Consider the following 21,441-nt stretch of genomic DNA (forward strand, 5'->3'; position numbering starts at 1 on the left):
GGTAGGTACATAACTGAACTGCCAGCTAGAACTGCCGACGGAACGAGTCTCCCGGACTCACTCGTTCCAGAACGCGCCGGTGAATATAACGAACACCGGGATGATCTCCAGTCGACCGATCCACATCAGGAATATCATCAGCAGTTTGCTGGTCTCCGGGAAGAGTTCGTAGGTCCCGAACGGCCCCAGAAACCCGAACCCGGGACCGATGTTCCCGATGGTCGCCAGGCTTGCGCTGATGGCTTCGAAGACAGTCAGGTCGAGCCCGACACGGCCCGCATCGAGGAGGAGAAACACTGTCGCGACACCGAACGTGAGCAGGTACAACAGCGTGAACCCGTATATCGCGTTGATGACGTCCTCGTCGATGACCTGCCCGCCGAGCCGAACTGGTTTGACAGCGCTGGGATGAGCTGTCGTGAACAGTTGGCGTCGGATGCTCTTGAGCACGACCAGCCATCGGACTATCTTGACACCGCCACCGGTCGACCCTGCGGAGCCACCGATGAACATCGCGAACAACAGGACTCCCTTTGCGGTGTTACCCCATTCGGCGAAGTTACTGGTCGCGTACCCGGTCGAGTTCAGCAGCGAGGCGACCTGGAATGTGGCTTGCCGGAGCGAGTTCTCCAGTGCTCCCTGTGTCACACCGCCGAGTTCGAGCGGCGGCGCGGACCCGGTAAAGAGCAGTCCCCAGAGGATGACGGCCACGCCGGCGTTCGCACCGAGGTACGCCTGGAGTTCGCGGTCCTGAAGGAAGGCGGCGTACTCGTCCTGTAACAGGAGGTAAAACAGCGCGAAGTTCATCCCGGCGATGAGCATGAACGGGATGACGACCCACTGGACGGCCGGTGAGAAGTAGGCGATGCTCTCGGCCTGGGGGGAGAACCCGCCGGTGGGCAGCGTCGTGAACCCGTGTGCGACGGCATTATACGCATCCATGTTCGGTGCGTAGCCCGTGTAATGGAGGCCGAGCAGAATGAGGATATACAGAACGGTAAAGCCCAGATAGAACAGCCAGAGGAGCCGTGCGGTTTCGGCTATCTTCGGCGTCAGCTTCTGGAGTTCGGGGCCGGGCGCTTCGGATTCGATCAACTGCGCCCCGTTGACGGCCGCTTCCGGAAGAATGGCGACCATCAGAACGATGATACCCATCCCGCCGAGCCACTGGGTGAGCTGTCGCCACATCAACAGCGCATGCGAGTGGCGGGCAAACGAGATTTCGTTGGTGACAGTCGCCCCGGTCGTCGTGAAGCCGGACATCGACTCGAACAGCGCGTTCACGGGTTCACCGAGCGCTGATTCGGTCCCGTACCCGGCGATAACGTAGGGGATCGCGCCGATAACCGCGACAGCACCCCAGGAGAGGCCGACGAACAGCAGCGCCTCGCGTGGCCCGAGTTCGTGACTGTCGCTGGCTTGCTCCAGCGCTATGCCGAGCGTGATGGCGATCGCGATAGAAATCAGGAAGACGACGGTATCTTCTCCGTACAGAAAACTGATCCCGAGCGGGACCAGCATTGCGACGGCGAGATACTTGATTACTGTGCCGGTCAGGGCGACACTCTGTCGCCAGTCGACGCGAACCGACATCACTGATCACCGACCATTAACTGACGCTCACACTCCCGATATGAAAAAGCCCCACGTTCCAACAGCGCTGCTTCTGACGGAGATACTCGGGAACAGCGCTGCTGTAGGGTTTTCCCTTCCGCCACGGAACTCGCTATATACTGACAGGTACCGATCCGAGTGTTCCGTTGACGACGATTGGTTTTCCGAATTCGAATATCTATATTTAAATAAGGTTCGAATATACGATATAAGTAGACACATTCTTACCGACCTATCTACTCCGTCTGTGTATGAACAGTAGCACCAACGAGACAACCACGGACATTCTTGCACATGTCTTGCTACCGGTTGCCAACGAGGACGACGGGCTTACGACGGCGACTGCGCTCGAACCGTACGAGCCGGAGCAGGTGACGGCGTTACACGTCGTCGAAAAAGGCGAGGGTGTTCCGGACAAGACGCCAGTCGAGCAGTCAGAAGAGCTGGCGGCAGAGTCGTATGCGGCCGTCAGGACGGTGTTCCCTGACGCCGACGACCACACCGCGTACGCTCGGGACGTCGTCGAGGCTATCTTCGATGTCGCCGAGGAAGTCGAGGCGAGCGCCATCGCATACCGGTCCCGCGGTGGTGGTCGCCTCATGCAGTTCCTCTCCGGTGATCTCTCGTTGAAGCTTGTGACGAACGCGGAGGTACCGGTGATTGCACTTCCACAGGCGGACTCGAAGGAATGAGCGACGAAGAACTGGCGAAAGACCTCGGGCTGGTGTCGGCGATGACCATCGGCATCGGGACGATGATCGGTGCCGGTATCTTCGTCCTGCCCGGCGTGGCCGCGAACGCGGCCGGTCCCATCGTCGTCGTCTCGTTCGTCGTTGGTGGACTGATTGCGATGGTGAACGCGCTATCGGTTTCGGAACTCGGCACGGCGATGCCGAAGGCGGGCGGCGGGTACTACTACATCAACAAGTCACTCGGGCCACTGTTTGGCTCGATAGCCGGAATGGGTGACTGGATGGGCTTGGCCTTCGCCTCGGCGTTCTACTGTATCGGGTTCGGCCAGTATCTCGCCGTCTTCGTCCCACTCCCTGAAATCGCCTTTCTCAATCCCATTCAGATAGGGGCGCTCATCGCTGGGGCGATATTCGTCGCCGTCAACTACATCGGCGCAAAGGAAACCGGTGGCATCCAGACGGTGATTGTCTTTATCCTGCTCTCTATTCTCACCGTCTTTGCCATTGCGGGCTTCTTTTCATTCGACTACGCGACCCTCGCCGGCGAGGACGGGCTCGCCCCGTTCGGGACCGGCGCGATTCTCCCGGCGACGGCGCTCGTATTCGTCTCTTTCCTGGGGTACGCAAAGATTGCGACCGTCGCTGAGGAACTCAAAAATCCGGGTCGGAACCTGCCGATTGCTATCATCGGAAGCGTCGGCATCGTGACCGTCATCTACGCCATCCTCGTGTCGATGATGCTCGGCGTCGTTCCGTGGCCGGACCTCAGTCAGGATGCCCCGGTCGCACAGGCCGCGGAGGTCGCGTTCCCGGCATCTATCGGACCGATAGGCGGCGTGGCCGCCGGTGCCGCGGCGATTATGACCGTCGGCGCACTGCTGGCGACAGCGTCCTCCGCGAACGCGTCGATTCTCGCCTCGGCCCGGATCAACTTCGCAATGGGCCGGGACAAGATCGTCACGAACTGGCTCAACGAGATCCATCCCAACTACGCCACGCCCTATCGCTCGATTCTGGTCACCGGCGGGCTCATCATCGTCTTTATCGCGTTCCTCGGACGGGACATCGAGGTGCTGGCGAAGGCGGCCAGCGTCCTCCACCTCATCGTCTACGCCCTGATGAACGTGGGACTCATCGTCTTCCGCGAGGCCGACGTGCCGGAGTACGACCCGGATTTCACCGTGCCGCTGTACCCCATCACGCCGATACTCGGTGCGGTACTCTCGCTCGGCCTCGTCGCGTTCATGGACAGTATCGAGATTGCGCTGTCGGCCGGATTCGTCCTTGTCGCGGTCGCATGGTATTTCGTCTACGCGCGCGGCAAAACCACACAGCAGGGTGTGCTCTCCGACTACATCAGCAACCGCGAGGAGCAGCTCCCGGACCAGGTGGTGAACGCCGCCGACGCGGTCGCACCGAACGGAACCGGGGGACCGACGATCATGGTGGCACTTGCAAATCCCCGCACCGAGAGCGCGCTCATCACCCTCGCAGGTGCGCTGGCGAAACACGAAGGCGGACGGGTGCTCGCGACCCACATCGCGACGGTGCCGGACCAGACCGCGCTCGAAACCGCCGCCGCGAACCGGAACCAGATAGACGCTACCTCGGAAAGCCTTCTGGACGCCGCCAAGGCCGACGCGGAGGCCTTCGACGTGCCGATAGAGACGAAGACGATCCTCTCACACCGCGGCATCGGGGAGGTGTTCGACGCGGCCCGGACGAACAACGCCGACACCGTCGTGATGGGCTACGGCGGCACCCAGTTCGCCGGCGGTCGCGCCGAAGGCACGCTGGACGAACTGGCCCACGACTTGCCGTGTGACTTCCTCGTGCTGGACGGGCAGGACCTCGACCTCAGTGACGTCCTGGTTCCGACCGCTGGCGGTCTCTCGTCGGACCTTTCCGCGGAGGTCGCCAAAGCGCTCCAAGAAACTGTCGACGTAGCCGTCGACCTGCTCCACGTCGTCGACCCCGGTGCAGAAGAGAGCGGTCGCACGTTCCTGCGCGAGTGGGCGGCGGAACACGACTTGACCGACGCCGAGATACGCATTGAAACCGGTGACATCGAGAGGACCATCGAACGGATCGGCCGCGACTACAGCCTCGTCATCGTCGGCGCGACGGAACGAGGCCTGCTATCACGCATCGTTCGCGGCTCGCTGGTGTTCGACGTCATCGAGACGCTCGATACGCCGGTCCTGCTGACCGAGCGCCCGTCGTCGCGTTCCCTCCGAGAGCGGCTGTTCGGTCGGGAGTAGCCACACGGCGTGTCAGGCGTGGCCCCGTTCTTTCGCCCCTTCGCGGATTTTCTTCGACCGCTTGCGGACGCGTGAGACGTACCGTTCGATTTTCTCCGGTTTCTCGCCGTAGAACGACGCGGCCCAGTGAACGTCGACGCCGTCCTGCGTGAGGAAGTACGCCACGAGCGTATCACGGCCAGCCTGTATGACTGTCGGCGGCACGCCGCGGTCGCCGGTCCCGGCCTCCTGGAAGCCGTTCACGTCGAAGTACACGTCGGCGTACAGCGTCGCCATCTCGGGGTCGGCGAACTCGATCCCCTGGTGGTCCGGGGCCTCGAATCGGTAGCGCGTGTCGCCGTCGCCTGTCGTTCGCTCGACGATACGTACGTCGAGGATGTACTCGCGGTAGGTCGAGCTATCCGTCGGTGCAGCGGTGGTGTCTGGTTGTGGCATGGATAGGTTGGACTGGTCTACGGTCGTCGGCTCGTTCTGGCTGCGAGCGCCGCCACCGCGGCGAGTGCGGCAATGGCCAGCGCTATCGGGAGTGAACCGTTCGCGCCGGTCGTCGACTGGTCGCCGCCGCCCGCGGAGTCGCCCTCTGTGGCACCTGCGGCGCTCGCGGTGCCGGCTGACTCGGCTGTGGACTCGCTGGCGGGTGACGATGCTTCGGTCACGGCGGCCACTGTCTCCGTCGTCGCGCCCGGTGACACTGCGAGCGCCGCCGGTTCGGTCGCTGGCTCGACTGCGCCGCCGCCGTCGGCGTCGACCTGGTTCGATGCGACGGTCACCTGCGTCTCACCGCCGTCGACGCCGGTAAGCGAGACCGTCGCGAGTACCACGTCGCTGGCTCCGGGCTCGATCTGTCCGTCGAGGTCCGCCGCTTCGAGCGTGACCGTCCCGCCGTCTGAACTGACAACGGGGTCGGTCGTGAGTCCGAACCGGTCGGGGTAGCTCGCGTTCTCGAACCGGGCGACAGCGGGGTCGTCGACGGCGAGTTCGAGCTGGTAGCCGGCCAGTCCGTCCGGCGCGCTGGTGAGGACCACCGGCACGGCCGTCGTTTCGCCGGCAGCGACGGAGCCGGCCTCGATGCTGATTGTCGGCGTGCTCTGCCCTGTGGCGAGCGCGGGGACCGTCCCCGCGAGGAGGACGAGCGCGACGAGCGCGAGGGGGCGACTGGCGGTTCGGACGCGACCGCGTATCGAACAGGTGGTGTCGTCGGTCATTGTGTTGCTGTATCGAAAGATGGGAGGATGGCTCGGTCGCGGCAGTCAGTTGACCTCTTCGTAGAGCGCTGTCACGTCCGCGAAATCGATCTTGCCGTTCTCGTTGAAGTCATACGCGCCGGTGTTCAACTGGATGCTGTCGGAGTCCATGTTCGAGAACAGCACCTGCACGTCCTCGTAGTCGAGACGGCCATTACCGTTGAGGTCCTCGAAGTGGCCGTCGCCGTCGGGATCGGTCGGCGCGGCGTCGCCGACGACCGTCTTCGGGCCGCCCACGACGATGCCGTTTCGGACCTCTGCCTCGATGGCGTTGCCGTTCTCGTCGTCCATCTGCTCGATGGAGACGGTCAGGTCGGTCGTGCCACCGCCGTTGGCGCGGACGTCGAGCGTTGCGAGTGGCACGTCCATCGCGCCGGACTGGACGTTCGTGTTGACGTCGGCAACCCGGATTGTCGCCGACGAGCCGTCGTCGCTGATGGAACTCTCGGTGAGTCCGAGCGCGTCGGGGAAGGAGACACCGGTGATAGACGCGATTTCGGGGTTCGAGACGCTGACGGTGAGCCGAGCGCCGGAGAAGCCAGCGGGGAGCGACGAGGCGGTCAGCGGGACGCTACCCGTCGACCCGCTGCCGACCGCGGCGGAGTTGGCGCTGACGACGACGTTGGGCTGGTAGACATAGAGGCCATCGTTCGGATACGAGCGGGCGGGGCCGCCGAAGCCGTCTTCACAGCAGATGACGCGGCCGTCGCGCATCGTGTAGACGTTGTCGATGTTCCGGAGCGCGTCGTTTGCGTCTTCCGGCGAGTCGGTGAAGTCGGGGCCGGTGATGACCGGTTCGAGCGTCGAGACGTTGTAGTCCGATTCCAGCACCCCGCGGTAGACAACGCCGCCGTCGACGCGGTCCATCTGGATGTCGCCCTCGTCGTCCGCGAGCGCGTCGTTGAACTCCGAAATGCCGAAGTAGATGAAATCGCCGGGCTGGGAGTCGTCGACGCTGTCGACGCCCTCGGCCTTGTTGAACTCGATTGACGCGCCGATTTCCTTGGCGGCCGCGCGGGTCTCCAAGAACGGGACGCGCCGGAGGTCCTCGTCGACGCCGTCGGGACCGTTGGCCTCGTACTGCTCGGCCCACTCGACGATGTCCTCGTTCGTGATGTAGTTCTGATTCCCGTTCTCGATGACGGAGAGATCGGCTTCCTTGATGGCCGCTTCGGTCACCTCGTCGCCGTCTTCCCAGTCAGCGTGTGCGCTGAGGTAGTCGGCCTGGGTCACGTCGTCGTACTCGGCGACCCAGGACTCGACCTCGCCGTTCGTGGCGTGGCCGAGTTCTATCCACTCGATTTCGAGCGGGGTCTGTGCAGGGGAGTTCCGCTCCCCGGCTTCGGCGGCGTTGGCCGCGTCGTTCGTGATCTTCGGTGCGTACAGCGTCCCGGCGACGTCCATTGGGTCGTCGTACTCCGGAATCGGCTCGTCGGCAACGAACTTGTAGATGCCCTTGCTGTCGCCGTCGGAACAGCCGTAGACGGTCCGCTGGTCGCCTTCGATGTCGGGTGCCTCCCACGAGGCCCGCCCCATCACGTAGTACTTGACCGCTTCGGGTTCGTCAGCGGTCGGTTCGCGGAAGTCGACGAAGTACCCGTACCGGTACGGGTTCGGATACACGTCGTCGAGCAGCGTCGTTGCGAGGTTCTCGCCGTCGCCCTGGTCATCGCGCTCCGCGCCGAGGTAGTACGCGAGGAACTCGACGCCGGTCAGCGCCCAGTAGCCCTGCGGGCCGAAGTTCTCGTCGAGGTCGCCGCTCTCGGCGTAGGACTCGATCGCGCCCGATATCTCGCTCGGATTCGGCCGGTTCCAGAACTGACATCCGCCGATGAGTCCCTCGCCCGACCCCGCCTCGACGATGTCGCTCACCGTCGCCGTCAGACTGACGCGGGGGTGTGCGTAGTTCTCTTCGGCGGAAATCATCGTCTCCCACGGACTGAGGTCCCCGTAGCAGTTGATCCGCGTCCCGCCGTGTTCACGGAGGGAGTCGGTGTTGGTCAAGTTCATTGCGTTCCCGGTGTCCGCACTCCACTCGCCGTTTTCGTCCTGGCTAAGGGGGACCCGCGAGACGCATCCGGGGCTGTTCTCCCAGTTCGTGAACAGGTATCCCTCGGTCCCCTCGTCGTTGGTCGGGACGAACTGATTACAGTCGGGGTTCGTCGCCGCACCGCCGTACTGGGTGCCAGCGAAGTTCTCCTGGGTGATATCCGTCCCGTCGGGCGTCTGGACTACACCGAGCCGTTCCGCCCCACCGTTGATGGGTTCGCGTCCCTGCACGAGGATTTCGTAGTCGCCGGCTGCGGACCGGACCTGACGCTGTTTCTCCTCGGTGTCCGGAACCCCCACCTCCGGGAAATCGTCGTTACTCCCGTCGAACTCGAACTGGAAGCCGCTGAAATAGCCCACCGCAGCCCGTCCAAACGGTTCGGGGTTCTCCCCTTCCGGGTGCTGGAGACTGTACAGTAGTGACCCGTCTTCGAAGACGAACGGGCCGGTCACCTCCGCACCGAACGCCGTCGTCGAGAAGCGTTTGAGACTCCCGGCGACGCTCGGAGCGCCCGGTGTGTCTGTCTCTTCGACCTCTTCCCCACTTGCCACGCCGATGACGCTGGCCCCAAGCGCAGCAGCCACCGACTGTGAAAGCACCTGCCGTCGAGTGAAATCGACCATGCGAGTGAGGGGTAGCAGTGATTATTAAAGCAAGTTTATAATATTCGTATGATGTTTTTAGAGCGGTCATATTGCCTCGGTTCGATACGTACTGCTAATGAATTAGACGTATCAGAAATAGTGCTATTTTGTCGGGATGGGTACTGAATAGCTCTGATTGCAGTCGTTCACGCACTGATTCGTCCTCACCTACGTACCAGTCCGCTTCGAGTAGCTGGCACAGTGTCGCCCCACTCCCGACCGAGTCACGAGTCAAACAAGTAGTCGCTGTGGCGGGCGAGCCGGGTGGCTACATCCCCATGTCGGCAGCCGGCTCTGGGACCGGAAGCACATTCGGGGATACGCCCAGCAGTTCCGCCGCGTGGTCAAGCGCCATGTCGAAGCCGTAGTATCGCTCCAGTTCGTCGCCGTCCGCGGTCGGTCGGACCTTCAGCATCGCGTACCCCTCGATGTTCTGTGCGACCGCGGCGCTCCCGCCGTCGCTCTCGAATGTCAGCAGCCGTTCCTCGTCGGTCTCTCGATAGGTGGCCGTGATACCGTCCGCTGACGCCTCGACGGGGAGTTCGGAGTCGGTCATCGGCGGCTCTAGGGAGCGGGGGTATGCGAACCTGGCGGTCCGCTCGGAACCGCAAACGCGAAACCGGACGGCTGTGACGAGACACATATGGCGAAGTGGCTTCAGAGCGGCCGTCGGCGCGATATGTGCGTCCTGCTGGCCGCCGCCGAGGACGGCGAACTCTCCGGCCAGCGGCTGAAGACGCGGCTCGAACGCCGCTACGACACGCGAATCGAACCGAAGAGCTTCTACGGCGCGCTCGACGCGCTGGAATCGGCCGGGTTCGTTACCCACCGCGAGGACGGCATCGCTGACAAGTACTCACTGACCGACGCCGGTGAGCGGCGGCTTCGAGACCAGTTCGAGTGGATGCGCGAGGCGCTTGGTGAGGACGGTTGACGGCGCTGCTTGCCAGCCTCTGCTGGATTTCGTTGCGCCGCCGTTGATGGGGTACCCTTTTTGTGACCGCTCCCACAGAACACAGGTATGTCCCTGTCCCGCTCGCTCCTCCTGGCAGGCTTGGACGCCCTCCCGTTCGCGGCGCTCGCCAGCGTCGCAACGTACGTCTTCGCACGCACAGCTGTTCAGCCGTCGGAAATTGTCGGGATGCTCGCCGGGACCGTCGGCGTGGCGGTACTCCTCGCGCTCGGAACAATCAGTGCGAACCGCTACCGTGCGGACGGAAAGCCGTTTTACTTCACGCGTGCGGTGGTCGTCGAAGGACTCCTCTCGATTCCCTAATCGAGAAGCTCGCTGGCAATGGTATTGCGGAGGACCTCGCTGGTGCCCTCGTAAATCTCGTTGAGTTTCGCGTCGCGGTAGAACCGCTCGGCCGGGAAGTCCTTCGTGTAGCCGTAGCCGCCGTGGACCTGAATGCCCTCGTTCGCCACTTCACGGGACACCTCTGAGGCGTACAGTTTGGCCTGGGCGGCCTCTTTGACGAACGACTCGCCGGCCATCTTCTTGTCGGCCGCCTGATGCATCAGCAGGCGGGCGGCCTGCGTTTTCGTGTCCATGTCGGCGAGCTTGTGCTGGATGGCCTGGAAGTCGCTGATGGGCTGGTCGAACTGCTCGCGGTCCTGCGCGTACTGCAGCGCCTCGTCCAGTGCGGCCTGGGCGATGCCGACGCCGCGGGCAGCGATAGTGATGCGGCCGCCGTTGAGCGTCTTGAGCGCGTGGACGAACCCGCGGCCTTCCTCGCCGAGCATACGGTCGGCGGGGATGCGCATATCGTCGAACCGCAGTTCGGCGGTCGGACAGCCCTTGTCGCCGAGTTTGTGCTCGGTCCCTTCGACGATGAAGCCGTCGTCCTCCTCGGGGCGGACGATGAACGAGGAGATACCCTTGTTGCCGGCCTCGGGGTCGGTCTTCGCGAACAGGACGACAGTGTCGGCGACGGAGCCGTTGGAGATCCAGAGCTTCCCGCCGTTGACCAGATAGGCGTCGCCGCCGTCGACCGGTTCGGCAGTGGTATCCATCGCCGGCACGTCACTGCCCGCGCCTGCTTCGGAGAGGGCGAACGCGCCGATCTCCTCGCCTTCGGCCAGCGGCGTGAGGTAGGTCTCTTTCTGAGCCTCGTTGCCGAACTCGTAGATCATGTTGCAGGCCAGCGAGATGTGGGCGGCGACGATTGTGCCGAGCCCGCCGCTTCCCCGCGAAATCTCTTCGAGGGCCATCGCGTAGCTGTGGTAGTCCAGTTCGGCCCCGCCGTACTCCTCCGGAATCGGCATTCCCATCAGGCCCAGATCAGCCATCTCGTCGACGAGGTCCCACGGGAACTCGTCGGTTTCGTCGATCTCCGCCGCCCGCGGCTTGACCTCGTCGTCGACGAACTCCGAGACCATTTCCTGTATCTGGCGTTGTTCCTGTGTGGGGCTAAAGTCCATGACAGATTCTAACGCGGGTTGGGTCTTTACTGTTGGCCAACGCGCGGCCCGTTGCCGGGTATGGTACTCGGCTCGCTACTATCTGTGCTCGCCACCGCAGATCTATCAGTCGTAGTCGTAGAAGCCCCGCCCGGACTTTTTGCCGAGGTCGCCGGCCGTGACTTTGCGTTTGAGCAGGTATGCGGGCTTGTAGCGGTCGCCCAGTTCCTCATACAGCGTTTCGGAGGCATCGAGGACCACGTCGAGGCCGATGTGGTCGGCCAGTTCGAGCGGCCCCATGGGGACGTTCGTTCCGAGAGTTAGCCCGCGGTCGATGTCGGCCTTATCCGCGACGCCCTCGTCGTACGCCCGGATGCCCTCGTTTATCCAGGGCATCAGCACCCGGTTCACGACGAACCCGGGCTTGTCGTCGGCCTCCCAGGTCTCCTTGCCGATGTCGTGTGCGAACTCGCGGCCCAGCGTCACCGTCTCGTCGCTCGTTTTCTCACCGACGACGAGTTCGACGCCTTTCATGATCGGTACAGGGTTCATGAAGTGCAGTCCGAGGACCTGTTCTGGCCGTTCGGTGACGCTAGCGATGGTCGTAATCGAGAGCGTGCTCGTGTTGCTGGCTAGCACCGTGTCCGGCCCGCAGACGGCGTCGAGCTCCTCGAACACGGACTGCTTGATGTCCATGTTTTCTGTTACGGCCTCGACGACGAGGTCGGCATCCGCGAGGACCTCCATCTCTGTGGTTCCGGTGATGCGGGCTGTTGCCGCTTCTGCTTCCTGTTCTGTCACTGTGTCGCGCGCAACGAGCGTCTCGAAGCTCGACTGGATCTCCTCGAACCCGGCGGCAACCAGTTCGTCTGTTACATCGCGCATGACGACGTCGTAGCCGGCCGTCGCTGTGACCTGTGCGATACCGTTACCCATCGTTCCGGCTCCGACGACGCCGACGGTGTCGACTGTTTCGAGATGCATACCCGCGCCTTCGTCCGGCGGTCGTGTAAGTCTGCCGACGGTATCGGATCGGCATGGCGGCCCCAATCCGACCGAGTCAACCTGTCACAGGCTTAGCGGCAAGCACTGCCCCGCGGCTGAATATTCACTCGAAATGTAGTAAATGTCAGCAAAAAGATACTTATGGTGTGCCGGGGAACGTACTGGTGATGAGAGACCCTGCGGGCAGCAGGCTCGGAGAAAAATTCGACTGGTCACCGGATGGCCAGTCCCTGCCCCTAATCTGACAAATGAGTAAGTCACTCGACATTTCGACCACCGAAGCCGAGCAGACAGTCACAGCAGTCATCGAGACCATCGCCGCGACGACACCGGACGTCCGCCGCGCCATCGCCGACCACCGTGGCCAGAGCAACTCCGTCAACCCCACCGGCGACGACCAGCTCGCGGCTGATCTGCGCGCCGACGAACTGTTCGAGGAGCGGGTGCTTGACATCGACGGTGTCGCCTCCTACGCCAGCGAGGAACGCGCGGACGTGAAAACGACAGACGGTCGCCTCCACGTCGCCATGGACCCGCTCGACGGGTCGAGCAACCTCGAACCCAACAGCGGGATGGGGACGATTTTCGGCGTCTACAGCGAACAGCCGCCGACGGTCGGCACCAATCTACTCGCCGCCGGGTTCGTCATCTACGGCCCCATCACCTCGATGGTCGTCGCCCGGGACGGCAGCGTCCGCGAGTACATCCTCGAAGACGGCGACAAGCGGGTCGTCGACGACGACGTGACGGTTCCGGAGGACCCCACAGTGTTCGGGTTCGGCGGCGGTGTCGACTCCTGGACGGACGAGTTCGAGCCATACGCCGAGGAGGTCCGCCACGAACTGAAGCTCCGCTACGGCGGGGCGATGGTCGCGGACATCAATCAGGTACTCACCTACGGCGGTATCTTCTCGTACCCTGCACTGGAGTCACGCCCCGAAGGGAAGCTTCGAGTACAGTTCGAGGGACAGCCGATGGCCTACATCCTCGAATCGGCCGGTGGTCGGTCCTCCGACGGCAACCAGTCGCTGCTCGAAATCGACCCCGACGGGCTACACGAGCGGACGCCGCTGTATCTCGGGAACGACGACCTGATCGACCGGCTGGAAGCGACTATCGACTGACGGCTCGGATATTGTTTCAGTAACCGAGATATATCGCCAGCGCTTTGAGAACGCCGTACAGCCCGACAGCGACGCCCAGCAGCCCGCCGAGAACGGTTCCAACGATGCCGTCGGGCCACAGCGAGAGCGGGTTCGGAATCCCGATTGACGGGAGGGCAGGAATCGGCAGGCCACCGCTGCCGCCTGTCACGTTCCCGATGCGTTGCCCGTCGACCATTAGCTCACCAGTCTTGTTTGCGGGTACCGAGCGAGCAAACTCCGTCGTTCGTGTCTCACCGGCAGGGACCGTGACCGTCCGCGTCGTCAGTATCGAGGTGTTGAGCGCGACGATCACGTTGTGGTCCCCGCTCGCAGTTCCCCGGTTTTCAAGCTCGACGGCGATGACGGTTCGCTCGCCGGGGCCGAGTTCCGATGGAACTGCCGTGGCGTTCGTGACCACGATATCCGGCTGTCCGGGTTCTTCTGTCTGTGTCTCGGTCGTCTCGGGTTCGGCCGTCGACGTTTCCGAGTCGGTTGTCGCCGCCTCCGCATCCATGTCTGTCGCTGCTGTCTGTTCGACTCCGACGACGAACGTCGAGAAGCCCGAAGAGTCAGCCCGGTAGACGATGTGTGACTCGCTCCGGCCGGCGATGTCGGTCGCTAACGGCGTCCACCCGTCGTCTTTCCGGAACAGCGTCACAGCATCGGGTTCCGCGTCGACCGCCGCCAGCGCGTCACGGTCAACAGTAAACGTGAACGTCGCGTCCTCGGCCGGAACGGAGCCGTGGTCGATATCGAACCGGCTGACGCCGGTGTGCCCGGTGGCAGTCGTAAACGCTGGCGTGGGCTGGCGGGAGCGGACGGTGAGTGTGGCGGATTCGTTACGCTGGAACGACGCGGCAAGCCGCTCCAGCGTTCCGTTCTCACTGGTGACGAGTGGCCCCTCCGAGGGCCGAATCTGCTGTGTCTGGCCGGATCCGTTCACCGAGACGTTCGCCACGGTCGCGTTCGGCTGCCGCACAGTCACGTTCCCGGCGGTTCCATTGCCCGTCACAGACACGACTCTGGTCACAATTTCCGTGTTCCCGAGCGGATCGGCGGCGGTCACTGTGACTTCGTGACTGCCGGGCGAGGCGAAGGCCACGGTGATGTTCTCGCCGGTCAGGATCGTATCGCTCCCCACCTGCCACCGGACCGACTCGACGCCCTGATCGTCTGTCGTCCCCGCCGCGGAGAAAGTCACCGACTCGCCGACCGTCGCGTTCTCCGGCCCGGCAACGGTGACGTTCGGTGCGGAATCGTCATAGAGGAACGTCCGCTGTCGGCCAAAGGAGTTCTCGTTACCGTTCTCGTCGGTCACCGACATCAGCAGCAGCGAGTACTCACCCTCCTCCGGGAACGTGTACTTTCGTGTGTACGTGATCGTGTTACCGGTGCGTTCGGTGAATCCCGAGATATTGAGTGTGTCTAGCGATGGGCCGCCGACGGAGATTCGAAGCTGCTGTATCGGTTCGTGAATCCCAACAGAGATGCGGGCGGTGGAGCTATTGACGCGGCGTACCTCGAACGACTGGTACTTCGGCACGACGGCGTCCATCCCGGTGACGGTGACCGACTCGTGGGGAAGTTCGTTCCCCGCTTCGTCGGTGATACTGGCGGTGTCACGGAGGCTGACAGTGACGTTGTCTGTGTCGACTTTTCTCTCTAGCAGCAGGGAGACGCGCACCCCGGTCCTGTTTTCGCCGGAGGCGTTGATCGATGCGACCGAGACGTTCTCCACTCGACCCGCGGTTAGCTCGAAATCCGCTGCCTGAATCGTACTCGTGTCCACCGACCCACCGTCGTCGTACAGGGACACCTCGATAGTCGTCGCGTTGCCCCGCGTCGCATTGCCCCACTCCGGCGACTCGGTGTCTTCGGCCGCGACCGTGCCAGAAGCGACTGCAATGAGCAGCGGGAACAAAAGGAATACCGCGAGAAGCAGGAGCCACCGGCGACGACGCCTGGCCGACGGCGGCGTCTCTCGGGGGTGGCCGGTGGCACTCATGGTACATGAGTAGTCCGGCACCCGATATCAATGGTGCGCCACCATTACGAGAGGTGATAATCGCACGCGGGGTAACTACTGTGATCCCCGGGTCCGTTGGGTGTGGTATGAAAGTGCATATCGCGGCCGAGGCCACGCGCGACGAGGCGTCGGCCATCGCGGCCGCCGTCGCCGAACACACCGGCCGAACTGTGGAAGTGTACGTCGGCGACGAGGAAACCCCGACGTTAGTCCGCGAGGTGACCGATGAAGATGGGGCCGAAGATACAGCCGTGGACGGCGATTCGGCGGACGCTGCACCGACGGAACGAGAGAAACGCCTCCGTGAAGAGATCGCCGACATCGAACGTGGCGGGCCGCAGAAGTACCGCGACCGCCTCACCGAGCAGGGGAAGCTGTTCGTCCGCGACCGACTCGAACTCTGGTTCGGCGACGATGGCCTGGACTTCGAGGACGGCCGGTTCGCGAACTTCGACTCGTGGCATCCCAGCAGTCCCGACGTGGACGACGAGGACGACCGGCTGCCGGCTGACGGACTCATCACCGGCGCGGGGACCTTCGAGGGCAGACAGGTACACGTCGCCGCCAACGACTTCACCGTCAAGGCAGGATCAATCGCTCGCCACGGCGTCGAGAAGTTCCTCCGACTGCAAGAGCGCGGGCTGAAGAGCGGACAGCCGTTACTGTATCTGGTCGATTCCTCGGGCGGCCGTATCGACCAGCAACGAGGCTTCTTCGCCAACCGCGAAGGGATCGGGAAGTTCTACTACAACCACTCGCTGCTATCTGGCGCGGTTCCACAGATATGCGTCCTATACGGCCCGTGTATCGCTGGCGCGGCCTACACACCGGTGTTCGCCGACTTCACCGTCATGGTCCGTGGCATGAGCGCACTGGCAATCGCATCCCCCCGAATGGTCGAGATGGTCACTGGCGAGGACATCGACCTCGAAACGCTCGGCGGGCCGGACCTGCACGCCCGTCACTCCGGCAGCGCGGATCTGGTCGCCGACGACGAGGACCACGCCCGCGAGCTCGTGGCGCAACTCATCACGTATCTGCCCGATAACGCTGACGAGAAACCGCCACGGACCGACGGAACCGCGCCGGCAGTTGACCCTGCGGGCCTCGACTCGGTCATCCCCGCAGAACCGAACAAAGGCTACGATATGCACCGAGTTATCGAACACATCGTCGACGCCGACTCCTTCTTCGAACTGCAGTCGGAGTACGGGGCCGAAATTCTGACTGGATTCGCCAGAGTCGACGGCCGGCCCGTCGGTATCGTCGCCAACCAGCCGAGCCAGCGGGCCGGCGCAATATTCCCTGATTCGGCCCGCAAAGCGGCCGGCTTCGTCTGGACCTGTGACGCCTACAACATCCCACTGCTGTACCTCTGTGACACGCCGGGGTTCATGGCAGGCTCCTCGGTCGAAAAGGAGGGCATACTGGAAGCCGGGAAGCGGATGATCTACGCTACCTCGCAGGCCACCGTTCCGAAACAGTGCGTCGTCGTCCGGAAGGCCTACGGCGCGGGCATCTACGCCATGTCAGGCCCCGCCTACGACCCCGAAGCGACCCTCGCGCTCCCGGGCAGCGAAATCGCGATCATGGGGCCAGAAGCCGCGATAAACGCGGTGTACGCGAACAAACTGGACGCAATCGACGACCCGGAAGAGCGGGCCGAGCGCGAGCAGGAGCTACGCGAGGCGTACCGCGAAGGCATCGACGTCCACCGGATGGCGAGCGAAGTCGTCATCGACGAGATCGTTCCGCCGGGTGACCTCCGAGACGAAACCGTTGCCCGGTTTGACCTATACGAGGACGTCGAAAAGGACCGACCAGAGAAGAAACACGGGACGATTCTCTGACTGTATTCGTGGCGGCCCATACACCCGTGTTTCTCGGGAGTAGACAGCCCCTACCCCTTCCGTTTCAGTAGTAAACACTGTGTATTTAACACACTGGGTGAAAACAGGATAACAGACCACGTGGGGGCGTGGTTGCGGAGGGTGACGTGTTCACAACGGACCGAACGGTCCCGATAGGGATCATCGACAGGTGGTGTAGCGCCCTGCTTGACGAACTAGCGGCCGTCGAGCGAGAGCTATGGCTGGTAGTCGCCGTGACGCTCATCGTCGACGTGTGGCTGACACACGTCGGCCTCCAGCACGGCCTCCACGAGGGAAACCCCGTGATGCGGGCCGCGATAGAGACGTTCGGGATCGCCGTTCTCGGAGCGACGAAAGTCGGCGTTCTCGGGCTTGCAGGGCTGACCCGCCAGCTGCTGAACGAGCAGCGCGGCGTCGTCGTGCCGCTCGGGCTAGCGCTCCCGTGGGTGGCGGCCGTCGTGATAAACGCGGTCCTCTTGATTAGCCTGTAGCCGTCTCGGGGTTTCCGTCCTCCGATTTCAGTCGTCTGCACGCTGGACAAAGGCCGTCCGCTCGAACGTACAGACGAGCGTGTCGCCCTTGCTGCAGCGTCGACCTGCATCGTAGCGATACCACGGCCTCGTCGCCGGTCAGTCGCTTGTACAGGACCGCCGTTTCCGCACGGATCGTATCGCCATGGACGACTGTGCTCAATCGCCAGCAATCCATGTGGCCGACTAGTGCCGTTGTGGGTATCGCTCGTCTAGAGAATCCCATGGACGGCGGTACTCTTTTGCCCACAGTCTGAGACATTCCGCGTATGTCTCCAGAGGTAAACCCGTTTGAGAGTTTACAGGAGCAGATCGACGACGCGTCGGACTATCTCGAATATTCGACCGACGTGCTCGAACGGCTGAAACACCCCGAGCGAGTGCTGGAGACGAACCTCTCCGTGGAGATGGACGACGGCTCCGTCGAGGTGTTTCGAGCCTATCGCTCACAGTTCAACGGCGACCGAGGGCCGTACAAGGGCGGAATCCGCTATCACCCGCAGGTCACACGCGACGAGGTCAAGGCGCTGTCAGGCTGGATGGTGTACAAGTGCGCCGCCGTTAACATCCCCTACGGCGGCGGGAAAGGCGGTATCGAGATCGACCCGCGCCAGTACTCGGCCGACGAGATAGAGCGGATAACGCGGTCGTTCGCGAAGGAACTTCGCCCGATCATCGGCGAGGACCGGGACATCCCCGCGCCCGATGTCAACACCGGACAGCGCGAGATGAACTGGATCAAAGACACATACGAGACGCTGGAGAACACCACCGAGCCCGGCGTCATCACCGGCAAGGCCCCGGAGTCGGGCGGCAGTGCGGGCCGCGTTGAGGCGACGGGTCGTTCCGTGATGCTCACCGCACGCGAAGCGTTCGACTATCTCGGCAAGGACATCGAGGACGCAACCGTGGCCGTGCAGGGCTACGGGAACGCCGGCTCCGTCGCGGCGAAGCTCATCGAGGACTTGGGCGCGAACATTGTCGCAGTGTCCGACTCCTCCGGTGCCGTCTACAACTCCGACGGACTCGACGCACGCGACGCGAAGGCGTTCAAAAGCGAGACCGGGTCGCTAGCCGGCTACGAGGGCGCGACGGAAGAGCTGACGAACGAGGAGCTGTTGACGATGGACGTGGATCTGCTCGTTCCGGCGGCGCTCGAAAACGCCATCGACGGCGACCTCGCACGCGACGTACAGGCCGACATCGTCGTGGAGGCGGCAAACGGCCCGCTGACACCGAACGCGGACGACGTATTCACGGAGCGCGACGTGGCCGTGTTCCCTGATATCCTCGCCAACGCCGGCGGCGTCACGGTGTCGTACTTCGAATGGGTCCAGAACCGCCAGCGGTTCTACTGGTCCGAAGAGCGGGTCAACGACGAACTGGAGACCATCATTACGAACGCGTTTGACGACCTCGTCGAGACCTACGAGGAGACCGGCGCGCCGAACTTCCGGACGGCGATGTACGTCGTCGCCATCCAGCGCGTCGTCGCTGCCGCAGAGGAAGGCGGTATCTGGCCCTGACTCCGTCCCGGCATCGGTCGTGGCTATCGCGGGTGTTTTGCCGGCGCTTCCCCTACTGCGTGTATGAACGTTTACGAGCGGCAGGTTCGCGTCGAAGCCCCGCTGTCAGAAGTCTGGAAGTTCCACGCGACGGGCGATGGGCTGGTCGCGCTGACTCCCGACTGGATGAACATCCGCATCGAGGCGGAGCGGGGACCGGATGGCGAGCCGAATCCCGAGGAACTGACCGCCGGGTCGGTTGTCGAATCCTCAATCAAGCCGTTCGGCGTGCCGCCGCGCCAGCGCTGGGTCTCGAATATCGTTGCGCGGGAGGAGGGCGAGGACGAAGCGATGTTCCGCGACGTGATGGAGGAAGGGCCGTTCCCCCACTGGGAACACACGCATACGTTCAAAGCGCTGAGCGACAGGGAGACGCTCGTCCACGACCACGTCGAGTTCGAACTGCCTGGCGGACCGCTGGGCCAGGCGCTCGGCCCCTTCGGCTGTCTGGGGATGGAGCCGATGTTTCGGTATCGCCATCAGCAGACGAAGGAACTGCTCGAAGGCTAGCGTATTCGGGTCCGCGGACGGCACGGTCCCGACTATGGTCTCCGGTGTTTCTTTATCCCCGTGTCGGATACTGCCAGAGGATGAGTAGACGCGCCGTCGCGGTAACTGATGGGGCCCTGCTGTCTCCGCGCCACAACGGAGCGAAATGGGCGTGACGGAGCCGCGTATCGACCCGCGAATCGCGCTGGCTGTCGCCGTGCTCGCAGTCAGTACGAGCGCAATTCTCGTCCGCTGGAGCGCGGCAGCGGCGTCGGTCGCGGCCTTTTATCGCGTCCTGCTGACGACCGCGCTGCTGGCCCCGCTGGCGCTGGGCCGGCATCGGTCGGCGTTCGGACGGCTCTCCCGGCGGGATGTACTGGCGGCTGCGGCGACTGGCGTCGCGCTCGCGGTTCACTTCGCCGCGTGGTTCGAGAGTCTGGCGTGGACGAGCGTCGCGGCGTCAGTCACGCTGGTCCAGTGCCAGCCGCTGTTCGTCGCTGTCGGCGCGTGGGCGCTGCTCGACGAGCGCGTCACACGCGGCACGACGGCGGGCATCCTCGTCGCTATCGGCGGCATCGTCGTGATGTCCGTCGGCGAACTGCTCGGCGGTGGCGCCATCGGCCCGCGTCCGCTGTACGGCAACGCGCTGGCCCTCGTCGGCGGTGTCATGGCCGCCGGCTACGTGCTCGCCGGGCGCTCGCTCCGCCAGCGGTTCCCCCTCATCCCCTACGTGACCGTCGTCTACGGCGTCGCCGCGTTTTGCCTCCTCGCCTTCGTCGTCGCGTCGGGCCACCCCGTGACCGGCTACCCGCCGCGGGAGTGGGTGCTGTTTCTCGCGATGGCCGTTGGCCCCGGTGTGTTCGGCCACACCGTCCTCAACTGGGCGCTGGCACACGTCGAATCCAGCATGGTCAGCGTCTCGCTGCTGGGCGAACCGGTCGGGAGCGCGCTGCTGGCGCTGCTGTTACTCGCGGAGATACCCGGGCCGTCGACCGTCGCCGGCGGGGCCGTCGTGCTCGTCGGTATCGGCGTTGTCGCAAGAAGCCGGGCGGTCGGGGCAACGCCGGCGGACTGACACTGTTCCGAGCCAGTCTATGCGCGTTTTTCCACGGCTCCACGGATTTCTGCGGCGGCGAAGTCGTGGTCCGGGCGGATGTTGACGAAGTCGAGGAACTCCTCCGCGGCCAGCAACTCGGACGTATCGTAGTGGCGTGCGGCGGCGGAGACAGCCGGCGGCGCACCGATGAGCGGCTCCAACGCGCCCAGCGCACAGGCAAGGTCGTAGGCGCGAGCGTCGCTGATCGCTTCCTCGCGCACGCTCGTGGCGTCGATGAAGTACAGGTCGTCGTGGGCCACGAGCACGTTCTCACACCGGAAATCGCCGTGAGCCAGGCCGTCCTCGTGCATCCGGTGAAGAAAGTCAAACACCGTCGGGCTGTGTCGCTCGACGGTCTCGGCCGGGAGGTCGTCCAGCGGTTCGAAGTCTGGGATGTACTCCAGCACGAGTACCCCCATCCCGTCGTATTCGAAGGCCTCTATCGGCTCGGGGGCGTTGACGCCGATCTCCCGCATCCGCCGGGTCGCCGCCAGTTCGTGTTCTGCCATCTCGTAGGGCGTCCCGAAATGCTCGAAAAAACCCTCGGTCCCTGACGAGAACGCGCCGATGTTTCGGCCGGCGGTCAACAGTGTATGAACCAGCGAGTTCTGCCCCGTGATGACTTTCACGAACCACTGATCATTGACGACCAGCGGAGTCGAGAGCCAGTTGTCCGCCTCCAGAAACGCCACATGGGCCGCGGGCTCGTCGTACCGCTCCATTACCGCTCGCACCACGCCTTCGAGTTGCTCCCAGGGGACCGTCCCGCGGAGGAGTCGCCGGAACGCCATTCCACCTGAGAAAAGCCG

General features: G+C 63.7%; 19 protein-coding genes. 10 read left to right on the plus strand and 9 right to left on the minus strand.

Annotated elements, in window-relative coordinates:
- Positions 1-57 precede the first annotated feature (57 nt).
- Entirely contained in the window at positions 58-1,593 is a 1,536-nt protein-coding gene (locus AV929_RS08665; protein WP_050038002.1) for a TrkH family potassium uptake protein, read from the minus strand.
- A gap of 272 nt (positions 1,594-1,865) precedes the next feature.
- Between AV929_RS08665 and AV929_RS08670 the strand changes: the two genes are divergently transcribed.
- Both AV929_RS08670 and AV929_RS08675 read left to right on the plus strand, forming a co-directional pair.
- Positions 1,866-2,306, plus strand: a complete 441-nt coding sequence (locus AV929_RS08670) for a universal stress protein (protein ID WP_064288005.1) — start codon at positions 1,866-1,868, stop codon at positions 2,304-2,306.
- Positions 2,303-4,567 carry an amino acid permease gene (locus AV929_RS08675; protein ID WP_050038003.1) on the plus strand — a complete coding sequence of 755 codons (2,265 nt, stop codon included), beginning with the start codon at positions 2,303-2,305 and terminating at the stop codon, positions 4,565-4,567. The genes AV929_RS08670 and AV929_RS08675 overlap by 4 nt, the downstream gene beginning before the upstream one ends.
- A 12-nt stretch (positions 4,568-4,579) precedes the next feature.
- Here the strand turns inward: AV929_RS08675 and AV929_RS08680 are convergent, their stop codons facing one another.
- From AV929_RS08680 to AV929_RS08695, 4 genes are all read right to left on the minus strand, one after another.
- Positions 4,580-5,002: a hypothetical protein gene (locus tag AV929_RS08680; RefSeq protein ID WP_050038004.1), complete on the minus strand. Its 423-nt coding sequence runs from the start codon at positions 5,000-5,002 to the stop codon at positions 4,580-4,582.
- A gap of 17 nt (positions 5,003-5,019) precedes the next feature.
- Positions 5,020-5,772, minus strand: a complete 753-nt coding sequence (locus AV929_RS08685; RefSeq protein WP_064288006.1) for a hypothetical protein — start codon at positions 5,770-5,772, stop codon at positions 5,020-5,022.
- 45 nt (positions 5,773-5,817) lie between these two features.
- The gene (locus AV929_RS08690) at positions 5,818-8,484 is read right to left on the minus strand and encodes an alkaline phosphatase PhoX (RefSeq protein ID WP_064288007.1); all 2,667 of its coding nucleotides are present in this window, start codon (positions 8,482-8,484) and stop codon (positions 5,818-5,820) included.
- 289 nt (positions 8,485-8,773) lie between these two features.
- Positions 8,774-9,061 carry a hypothetical protein gene (locus AV929_RS08695; RefSeq protein ID WP_014040264.1) on the minus strand — a complete coding sequence of 96 codons (288 nt, stop codon included), beginning with the start codon at positions 9,059-9,061 and terminating at the stop codon, positions 8,774-8,776.
- Positions 9,062-9,148: 87 nt separating this feature from the next.
- Between AV929_RS08695 and AV929_RS08700 the strand changes: the two genes are divergently transcribed.
- On the plus strand, positions 9,149-9,439 hold the full coding sequence (locus AV929_RS08700; RefSeq protein WP_023843250.1) for a PadR family transcriptional regulator: 291 nt from the start codon (positions 9,149-9,151) through the stop codon (positions 9,437-9,439).
- Positions 9,440-9,526: 87 nt separating this feature from the next.
- Positions 9,527-9,781, plus strand: coding sequence for a hypothetical protein (locus AV929_RS08705; RefSeq protein ID WP_064288008.1), 255 nt, complete (start codon positions 9,527-9,529; stop codon positions 9,779-9,781).
- Here AV929_RS08705 and AV929_RS08710 read toward each other — a convergent pair.
- Positions 9,778-10,926 carry an acyl-CoA dehydrogenase gene (locus AV929_RS08710; RefSeq protein WP_050038008.1) on the minus strand — a complete coding sequence of 383 codons (1,149 nt, stop codon included), beginning with the start codon at positions 10,924-10,926 and terminating at the stop codon, positions 9,778-9,780. The genes AV929_RS08705 and AV929_RS08710 overlap by 4 nt on opposite strands.
- Before the next feature lie 105 nt (positions 10,927-11,031).
- The gene (locus AV929_RS08715) at positions 11,032-11,889 is read right to left on the minus strand and encodes a 3-hydroxyacyl-CoA dehydrogenase family protein (protein WP_064288009.1); all 858 of its coding nucleotides are present in this window, start codon (positions 11,887-11,889) and stop codon (positions 11,032-11,034) included.
- A 269-nt stretch (positions 11,890-12,158) separates the two neighbouring features.
- Between AV929_RS08715 and AV929_RS08720 the strand changes: the two genes are divergently transcribed.
- Positions 12,159-13,034, plus strand: a complete 876-nt coding sequence (locus tag AV929_RS08720; RefSeq protein ID WP_064288010.1) for a class 1 fructose-bisphosphatase — start codon at positions 12,159-12,161, stop codon at positions 13,032-13,034.
- Positions 13,035-13,050: 16 nt separating this feature from the next.
- Here the strand turns inward: AV929_RS08720 and AV929_RS08725 are convergent, their stop codons facing one another.
- A complete protein-coding gene (locus AV929_RS08725; protein WP_064288011.1) occupies positions 13,051-15,060 on the minus strand; it encodes a PKD domain-containing protein in 2,010 nt (669 codons plus the stop codon).
- Positions 15,061-15,167: 107 nt separating this feature from the next.
- Here AV929_RS08725 and AV929_RS08730 point away from each other — a divergent pair, with 107 nt between their 5' ends.
- The 5 genes from AV929_RS08730 to AV929_RS08750 all read left to right on the plus strand — a co-directional run bounded on the left by AV929_RS08730 (position 15,168) and on the right by AV929_RS08750 (position 20,611).
- Entirely contained in the window at positions 15,168-16,931 is a 1,764-nt protein-coding gene (locus AV929_RS08730) for an acyl-CoA carboxylase subunit beta (protein ID WP_064288012.1), read from the plus strand.
- A gap of 128 nt (positions 16,932-17,059) precedes the next feature.
- A complete protein-coding gene (locus tag AV929_RS08735) occupies positions 17,060-17,443 on the plus strand; it encodes a DUF5658 family protein (RefSeq protein WP_050007112.1) in 384 nt (127 codons plus the stop codon).
- A 308-nt stretch (positions 17,444-17,751) separates the two neighbouring features.
- Entirely contained in the window at positions 17,752-19,008 is a 1,257-nt protein-coding gene (locus tag AV929_RS08740) for a Glu/Leu/Phe/Val dehydrogenase (RefSeq protein WP_014040272.1), read from the plus strand.
- Between the two features lie 63 nt (positions 19,009-19,071).
- Positions 19,072-19,557: an SRPBCC family protein gene (locus AV929_RS08745; protein WP_014040273.1), complete on the plus strand. Its 486-nt coding sequence runs from the start codon at positions 19,072-19,074 to the stop codon at positions 19,555-19,557.
- A 145-nt stretch (positions 19,558-19,702) separates the two neighbouring features.
- A complete protein-coding gene (locus tag AV929_RS08750) occupies positions 19,703-20,611 on the plus strand; it encodes a DMT family transporter (RefSeq protein ID WP_064288013.1) in 909 nt (302 codons plus the stop codon).
- Positions 20,612-20,628: 17 nt separating this feature from the next.
- Here AV929_RS08750 and AV929_RS08755 read toward each other — a convergent pair whose 3' ends face one another.
- Entirely contained in the window at positions 20,629-21,423 is a 795-nt protein-coding gene (locus AV929_RS08755) for an RIO1 family regulatory kinase/ATPase (protein WP_014040275.1), read from the minus strand.
- Positions 21,424-21,441: the final 18 nt, after the last annotated feature.

The organism is Haloarcula sp. K1 (genome assembly GCF_001647155.1).
GTDB classification, from domain to species: Archaea; Halobacteriota; Halobacteria; order Halobacteriales; family Haloarculaceae; genus Haloarcula; species Haloarcula hispanica.

Bases quoted from the DNA above. Each gene is read 5' to 3' on its own strand.
- AV929_RS08725 (WP_064288011.1), bottom strand. From the start codon at position 15,060: ATGAGTGCCACCGGCCACCCCCGAGAGACGCCGCCGTCGGCCAGGCGT.
- AV929_RS08720 (WP_064288010.1), top strand. From the start codon at position 12,159: ATGAGTAAGTCACTCGACATTTCGACCACCGAAGCCGAGCAGACAGTC.
- AV929_RS08685 (WP_064288006.1), bottom strand. From the start codon at position 5,772: ATGACCGACGACACCACCTGTTCGATACGCGGTCGCGTCCGAACCGCC.
- AV929_RS08730 (WP_064288012.1), top strand. From the start codon at position 15,168: ATGAAAGTGCATATCGCGGCCGAGGCCACGCGCGACGAGGCGTCGGCC.
- AV929_RS08695 (WP_014040264.1), bottom strand. From the start codon at position 9,061: ATGACCGACTCCGAACTCCCCGTCGAGGCGTCAGCGGACGGTATCACG.
- AV929_RS08690 (WP_064288007.1), bottom strand. From the start codon at position 8,484: ATGGTCGATTTCACTCGACGGCAGGTGCTTTCACAGTCGGTGGCTGCT.
- AV929_RS08740 (WP_014040272.1), top strand. From the start codon at position 17,752: ATGTCTCCAGAGGTAAACCCGTTTGAGAGTTTACAGGAGCAGATCGAC.
- AV929_RS08715 (WP_064288009.1), bottom strand. From the start codon at position 11,889: ATGCATCTCGAAACAGTCGACACCGTCGGCGTCGTCGGAGCCGGAACG.
- AV929_RS08710 (WP_050038008.1), bottom strand. From the start codon at position 10,926: ATGGACTTTAGCCCCACACAGGAACAACGCCAGATACAGGAAATGGTC.
- AV929_RS08675 (WP_050038003.1), top strand. From the start codon at position 2,303: ATGAGCGACGAAGAACTGGCGAAAGACCTCGGGCTGGTGTCGGCGATG.
- AV929_RS08700 (WP_023843250.1), top strand. From the start codon at position 9,149: ATGGCGAAGTGGCTTCAGAGCGGCCGTCGGCGCGATATGTGCGTCCTG.
- AV929_RS08670 (WP_064288005.1), top strand. From the start codon at position 1,866: ATGAACAGTAGCACCAACGAGACAACCACGGACATTCTTGCACATGTC.
- AV929_RS08665 (WP_050038002.1), bottom strand. From the start codon at position 1,593: ATGTCGGTTCGCGTCGACTGGCGACAGAGTGTCGCCCTGACCGGCACA.
- AV929_RS08750 (WP_064288013.1), top strand. From the start codon at position 19,703: ATGGGCGTGACGGAGCCGCGTATCGACCCGCGAATCGCGCTGGCTGTC.
- AV929_RS08745 (WP_014040273.1), top strand. From the start codon at position 19,072: ATGAACGTTTACGAGCGGCAGGTTCGCGTCGAAGCCCCGCTGTCAGAA.
- AV929_RS08755 (WP_014040275.1), bottom strand. From the start codon at position 21,423: ATGGCGTTCCGGCGACTCCTCCGCGGGACGGTCCCCTGGGAGCAACTC.
- AV929_RS08680 (WP_050038004.1), bottom strand. From the start codon at position 5,002: ATGCCACAACCAGACACCACCGCTGCACCGACGGATAGCTCGACCTAC.
- AV929_RS08705 (WP_064288008.1), top strand. From the start codon at position 9,527: ATGTCCCTGTCCCGCTCGCTCCTCCTGGCAGGCTTGGACGCCCTCCCG.